The sequence below is a fragment of the Pedobacter sp. 10L46_2 genome (genome assembly GCF_056395165.1).
In genome coordinates this window covers 1-7,555 of sequence record NZ_JBFTIZ010000203.1, presented here as the reverse complement: position 1 = coordinate 7,555, position 7,555 = coordinate 1, and the positions used below count along the sequence as shown (strand labels likewise).

The 7,555-nt window shown below is 40.9% G+C and carries 4 protein-coding genes; all 4 read right to left on the bottom strand.

Features of this window, described 5'->3' with window-relative positions; all coding sequences use genetic code 11:
- On the bottom strand, nucleotides 1–2,164 hold a 2,164-nt coding region (locus tag AC1DDX_RS18860; RefSeq protein WP_477622411.1), incomplete at its 3' end, for a glycosyl hydrolase family 95 catalytic domain-containing protein.
- Between the two features lie 3 nt (nucleotides 2,165–2,167).
- Nucleotides 2,168–3,634, bottom strand: coding sequence for a RagB/SusD family nutrient uptake outer membrane protein (locus AC1DDX_RS18855; protein ID WP_337716832.1), 1,467 nt, complete (start codon nucleotides 3,632–3,634; stop codon nucleotides 2,168–2,170).
- Nucleotides 3,635–3,645: 11 nt separating this feature from the next.
- Nucleotides 3,646–7,035 (bottom strand): TonB-dependent receptor, encoded by a 3,390-nt coding sequence (locus AC1DDX_RS18850; protein ID WP_477622410.1) that lies wholly within the window; start codon nucleotides 7,033–7,035, stop codon nucleotides 3,646–3,648.
- A 340-nt stretch (nucleotides 7,036–7,375) separates the two neighbouring features.
- A partial coding sequence (locus tag AC1DDX_RS18845; protein WP_477622409.1) for a DUF4974 domain-containing protein occupies nucleotides 7,376–7,555 on the bottom strand: 180 nt, incomplete at its 5' end.

Here is a 7,555-nt window from a genome sequence, read left to right as displayed (position 1 = left end):
GGTCTATACTGCATGGTCTACCCGCCTCGCTTACTAGTTTAACATATTCAATTTTGCCATTTTTCAGGCGGCTGCTTACTAAGAAAGCACCATAGGCCCGCAATTGCTCAAAGCTTGCATCTTTAGCCTTGTTCCAGTTTGGAAATATTCTGATCACCTGTTCATAACTCTGCATCATCATTTCATTTATCGTTAATGGAACCGCGGCAAGGGTTTCTGTCCCTCCACCATCAGCAGTGATCCACAGATTTGGAAGCGATTGCAGTGCAATCCGGTCTTTCAGCTGTTTAATAATTTCATCAGAATCATATCCAACCCTTACCGCGGCAGGAAAACAGGTTTCAATTCCATTACCCAGCGTATTTGCCCATTCACCCGGAGCGTTCATTCTTTCCTTCCATCTGCTTACATCACTAAGCAGGATCTGGTTAAAAGCTGAATCCGTTTTAGGGCCACATACACCACCCGGAAGTATCAACCCATGGATAGAAACCCGTGCCAAACCGGAAATACGGCTATGCCTGACAGAAGGGCTCTTTTCAACTTCTTTTAAGCTCAGTTTACCATCTACTTCACCCACAGTAAAATCACTTATATGTTTTACAATATGCTGCCATTTATCTACCCTTTCAGGGTCGACTTTTAAAAAGCTACTTACATCAATGATTCCCTTAAATAACATTTTCACAAGGCCAACAGAAAGTGTCGAATTAAAATCGCCCAATTGATCTCGCCATTTCCCCTTATTTTTAAGGTTTGGCATCACCTCACCATAATGATCCATATAAATCACATAACGCCCGTTCTCAAACTTTAAATAATCCTCCCAAAAATCAGCACATTCCAGCATATAAGGATAAACTTTTTGGGCATAGGCGGTGTCATAAGTACTGTAAAAACGCATCAGCATATTCCCTACACTAAAAACAGCGTTGATCTTTTGGCCTAAAAATTTATATCCTCCATCAATGGTATTCTCCTTTGTCGCATATCTTTTTTCCATTTCATCCGGAGTAAGCGGCCAGCGGGTAGTTACCAATCCCTTAGGGCCTATTCCAACGGGATAATAAATCCCTTTAATATGAAGTAATTCCTGGGCGTGTTGTTTTCCCTTTTCCATATAATCCAATAAGGGCTGATCGAAATTAGCCGTCTGATCTATGTAATTGGACGAATATGCAGCCCAATAGGGAGCCTGGTAGTTATAATTTAAATGATAATCCCCTCCCCATGAGGATGAATCCCTGGTTATAAATGGTCCCCAGATACCGGGAGCAAATTTATTCCCTCTTGAAGTAGATCCGAACAGATATTGTGAAGCATAGTAATACTTCTCAATTAAGGAGTCGCCAATTTGAACGTTTGAGCGGCTCCAAAAATCCTTCCACCAGCCCTCATGTTCTTTCTTTATGGCCGCAATTGAATTTTGTGTTGTAGACTGCGCCTCTTGGATCGTCTTTTCCTTCCAATCATTTTTATCGCAATTGGTATACATGGTAACAGATAGGGTGAGTTTCTGGTTGGCTTTCATATTAAGCGTCCCATCTTTCTCAACTTTTCCGCCCAGTACTTTTAGTGCGATAGCAACATGCGAAGGCCATTCCAGTAATGGAGTATTCTCGAAAGAGCGGGTTACCCAAATCACATCTCCATTAATACCTTTTGTGTTTACAGAGGTATTTCCTTCAGTAGCATTTAAGGCAAGGTTCATTGTAAAGGCCTTATTTGCTGTAAATTCTGCAATCACCGTATTCGTTGTAGCCGATACCCAGGAGTTAAGGATTACTGTAAGATCATCCTTCGTAAACTTTCCCGCAATTAAGGCCCTGTCCTGAATTTGTTCTGCATAATAATTAGCGCCCTTAAGGGCGCTAATATGAACTTCCAACCATCCTGGCAAAGCAATACCTCCTCCGGGATAAACCGGATATGCCCGCCAGAAATCATTTTTACCTAAGTAGAACAACAATTTATCAGGGCTACCACCAAGGGTAAGCCCAATATCTCCATTTCCCGCCAACGGACCATCTGGAGTTTTTGACGTTGGCACCTTTTTAGGCGCAGTTGCGAAAACAGCTTTATATCTTCCTGAATATATTTCCTGTGCCTTACTTTTTTGAGCAAAACAGAACAGGATCAGAAACATGGCCCACAGACTACGCACTACCTAAAAGTTTGGATTCTGTGTCCACACGCCTTTCATAATATCCATTTGGCTCAATGGAATCGGAAAAAGGTAAGACTTAAACTTTCTCTTTGTTCCTTTGGCATCATAAGCTACCTGAGGGATAACCTGATCTGCTATTTTCCATCTGATTAAATCGTTGTACCGTAAACCCTCAAAGGCAAGTTCTACTCTACGCTCGTTTCTAATGATTTCACGGGTCAGCACAAGCTGTGCCGGCATATTAACTCCAGGTCTTGCCCTTACATCATTCAATGCCTTTAAAGCACGCGGGTCAGCACCTTGCCCATTTTCAAACATGGCCTCAGCATACATCAGCAACAGATCGGCATAGCGGATTTTAACCATATGCTGATCACTCAATGTAGCACCAGATGCATTATTTATAGCAGGATTTACCCATTTTTTAAAGGCCATAGTGGTATAAGGAATTTGTCCTTCAGCCGTACTTCCAGCTTGTTTAAAGCCTCCCGGATTGTATGCCCACGGATCCCCCGCTTCAAAAATGGTCATCTTTCTGCGCGGATCATTTGGCTCATAAGCATTCTTCAGTTCTACCGTTGGAAATACCGACATACGCCCACCAATAACCTGATCCAAAGAGTGATAATCATCTGGGGCTTTAAATTGCACAGAGAACATGATCTCTTTGTTGTTAATTTGATTACCAAAAAATATACCTGCATAATTATCAGAAAGCCTAAACGGATTACCGGCATCACCAATTAATGTCCAGGCTGCATCAGCCGCCTCACCATATCGTTGATTATTTAACAGCACCCTGGTTTTAAGCGCTATTGCTGAACCTTTTACTGCACGGCCGTCACTAAATGCAGTTGCTGGCAAGTAAGAAATGGCCAAATCAAGATCTTTCAGGATCTGGGCAACTACCTCGGTTTTAGGTGATCTGGGTGTTTTCAAAAAATCGCCATCCAATGTAGCTGGTTTCAAAATAAGTGGCAAATCTCCATAAAGCTGGGTAAGATCATTATAGTAAAAAGCCCTTAGAAACAAAGCCTCGCCTTTCATTTTGTTCCGTACAACATCTGTAATTACACTAACACGGTCTATGTTGTCCAGAAAATAATTACAATAAGCAATTCCCTGAAAACCAAAAGTAAAAGATTTACTCACAATTCCTGTTGTCGCAGAATTATGCTCTCCCCTCATTACAATATCAAATGCTTCGTAATTAGAGGTATTGGACGCATTGTCAGACAGCGCTTCCCAGTAAAGGGAATTACCGCTTTGCCCTGCCCCATTGGAAATAATTGGTTCTTTAAGCTTATAATAGCAAGCTATGAGTGCCTTATTGGCCTCTCCTTCTGTTTTCCAAAAATTTTCGGAATTGGGATTAGAAAGCGGATCTGTATCTAAAGTCTTCTTACATGAAAACACCATTGTGCTCAACATCATCAGAAGCATTGTTTTTATATATATAGTCTTCATAACATCAATGATTATAGTGTTACTTTCACACCGAATGAATAAATTTTAGCCTGGGGGTAAATTGCTGCCCGGCCACTGGCTGCTGCCCGTTCAGGATCGCTCCCTTTAAAAAAGTCGCTAAATGTTAGCAGATTGTCTCCAGATACATATAATCTTAGTGCCTGAATTTTAGCTCTGTTAATTAGCTTGGCCGGGAAGCTGTAACCCAGCTGAAAATTCTTTAACCTCAAATAAGAAGCATCCTGTAACCACCAGTCAGAAACCTGAGTATTAGGCGTATAATTTTCGTTGAAAATATGAGGGATGGTATTTGATGTACCTTCTCCATCCCAGGCATTTCTCCAGAACGTAGGCGGCGGCCCTGCTTGTCTGAATGGCGCAATTCCCCATTCTTTAACATAGATCTTACGGCCTTGAATTCCCTGGAAGAAGAAACTCAGATCAAAGTTTTTATAATCAGCGTTGAAGCTTAGTCCGTAATTAAATTTAGGGAAAGCCCCTCCAACAACCATTCGGTCATCTGTAGTAATTTTGCCATCAGGAACACCATTTGGCCCACTTACATCTTTGTATTTCATGTCGCCAGGTTTAGGTTTAACAAGTGGAGTTGGACCATTGTCAATTTCGGCCTGATTTTGATAGATGCCATCAAATACGTACATAAAATAAGAGTTATAAGGCAGCCCTTCCTGATTGATCGTTCCATTGCCGCCATTAATTTCACGCGCACCATATTTCACTACCTTATTTTTGTAGGTCTCAAAATTCCCCTGCACTTTATAATGAAAATCATTGATCTTGTTTTCGTATCCCAGCGAGACTTCGAAACCAGTGTTGTTCATTTCGCCAAGGTTTACTGTTGGACCGGCAACGCCTATAAAATCAGGCACCTGAAGTGGCCTCAAAATATCCGTTGTGTTTTTAGAATACCAGTCTACGCTACCAAACAACGATGATTTAAATAAACTGAAATCCAGACCTATATCGGTTACCGTAGTCGTTTCCCAGGTAATATTTCTATTAATCAGATCGGTTCGGGTTACCCCTTGCTGTAAAGAGCCTCCAATATTGTATAAAACCGGATTCAAAACATCCTGATATGGATAAGGCATTGATTCACCACCAAGCGATCGATTAACATTCTGGTTCCCAACCTGTCCCCATGATACCCGCGCTTTTAGGTTATCCACCCAATCAACAGATTTCAGGAAGTCTTCCTGCGAAATTCTCCATCCGGCAGAAGCAGATGGAAAAAATCCCCATTTGTTTCCTTTCGGAAAACGTGAAGAACCGTCATAACGGAAGTTTCCTTCCAGCAAATATTTCTCCTTGTAATTGTAATTGATCCTTCCAAATAGCGATTGTAGTGCCCATTGATAAGCATAACCATCGGCCAGCTGTCCACCCGGAGAATAAGACCCAAGTTCGATCAAATCATCAGAAGGGGCATTTCTTTTAAAGCCCTGTAAACGATCGTAGCGAAAAGTTTCCTGACTTCCTCCCAATAACGCAGAGAAGTTATGTACTTCATTAAAGGTTTTGGTATAATTTAATGTTCCGAATACAGTATACTGAACATCCTTTTCGTTTCGAACGGTCAGGTTATTTTCACCTACGGTTCCGTTCCATTGTGTATTGTACAAGTATTGTCCGCTTGCATCCGGCAGGAACATATATCCCGGTACACCAACAACATGTACCTTCGTTTGCTTATCATTATATTTTACTGCGCCTTTAATCTCTCCTTTTAATCCAGGAAGAATATCTACATCAAGAAATGCAGATGCCAGTGTATAATAGTTCTTGATATACCTTCCGCCATTTTCTGCCGTGGCCACCGGATTCTTATTTCCACCTTCCTGAATAAAGGCTTTAGCAGCATATCTTCCACTTCCATCCGGAAGTTTTGGTGTAAATGTAGGGTGAGCARCTAAGGCACTTAAAATCTGGTCTTCTGTCGAATTTCCATCAAAATTATTATTCAATGCAGTCTCATTCCGGTCTCCTTTAGAAAAAGCAATGTTGGTTCCGAAAGTGACTTTATTGTTCAAACTTGTTTTAAAGTTAAACTGTGCATCATATCTTTTATAACCGGTTGCTATAAGGATACCATCCTGATCAAGATAGCCGGCACCAAAATTATACGTTGTTCCTTCCTTACCACCATTAACACTCACATAATGCTGTTGCATTGGAGCTGTGCGAAAAATCGCATCCATCCAGTCGTAACTTGGGTATTGTGCAGGATTTGTAATGGCACCCTGGCGGTATTGCTCAATCTGATCGGGGGTATAGATTTGGTTGGCACTGGTACCGGTGTGCGCAATTGCTTTATTAAGCAATTCCATAAATTCAACAGAATTGGTAATCCTATCATAGATAGAAGTGGCCCTCTGACTGCCATAATTATAGCTATAGTCAACATTTAATCTTCCTGCTTTACCAGCTTTGGTGGTTACCAAAACCACCCCATTTGCAGCCCTGGAACCATAAATTGCTGCCGAAGCAGCATCCTTTAATACAGAGATACTTTCTATCTGATTTGGGTTTACATTATTTAAATTACCTTCTACACCATCTATCAAGATAAGTGGATCATTGCCTGCACCACTAAAAGTACCCTGACCACGAATTTGTATAGTTGCACTCTCTGCTCCCGGCTGACCAGAATTCTGTGTTACCTGCACACCCGGCATTCTGCCTTGTAATAAAGAGGTTGTGTTTGGTGCCTGCCTGGTGGTTAACTCTGTACCCGTAACATTACTTACAGCCCCGGTGAGGTTCACTTTCTTTTGTGTGCCATAACCTACCACCACAATCTCAGAAAGCGCGCTGCTTTCTTCTTTTAACACCACATTAATGGAGGTACGGTTATTTACAGGAATTTCCTGTTGTGCAAAGCCAATAAAGCTAAATACAAGCGTTCCCGTTCCATCAGGCAAGGTCAGCGCATAATTGCCATCACCATCTGTTATGGTACCGGTATTGCTTCCTTTAAGTTTTATATTAACACCAGGCAATGGCCCGCCCTTTTCGTCAGTAACCTTTCCTTTAAGTTCTAATTTTTGAACCGAAGTACTTTTTGCTGGTATAATATCGGCCACATTATCTTTAATGATCACCGTTTTGTCCTTAAACACGTAAGTAAAAGGTTGCCCCTCAAAACAGCGTTTTAATACTTCTTCAAGCGTTTCATTGTTAACTGAAATATCTACTCTTTTCGCTTTCTTTATATCTTCCAGATTGTAAAAGAAATCGTATCCACTTTGTTTACGGATTTCTTTAAACAATTGTTGCAGACTGGCATTCTTTTTTGAAAAGGTGATACGTTGAGCCTTACTTGCCTGGGCAATCTGCAAAAAGAGGGTGATTAGTAAAATTGTAGTAATCTTAACTCTCATAATTAGTTTACTATGATCTGTCTCTTTAAATCTGCGTAAAGCAGAATTCATAATCAGCAGAAATTTAGGTACAAAGCTCCGCGGCTTACATACAGATTGTTTGTAAAAGTTCATACATTTGTTTAGTTGGGGTTTAACGAAAAAATAACTCTTGGAGGGTAATCCCAGCCATTTTTTACCGGGAGTGGTTCGAAGCACTTCCGGTTTTTTAGGCTTTGCCTGGTTGTTACAGCATAATACCGATTCCAGGCTTTATTACCTCAAATCAGGGTATAAGTTGTGTGGTCATTCTTCTTCTCATGCTGTTTATTTTTTTGGTTAGTTATTAATATTTGCTTGTTTATTTTTTATCGCGCAATACCGTGATCCGATTGCCTTCAATTACAAAATGTATTTTGTTTGTGGACTCCATAATTCCTAATACCGACGATATGTTTTTTGAGCGGGAGATCAAGCCACCAAATTTCACATCATCAAACTCGCCTTTATAGATCACTTCTACATCATACCATCTTGCTAC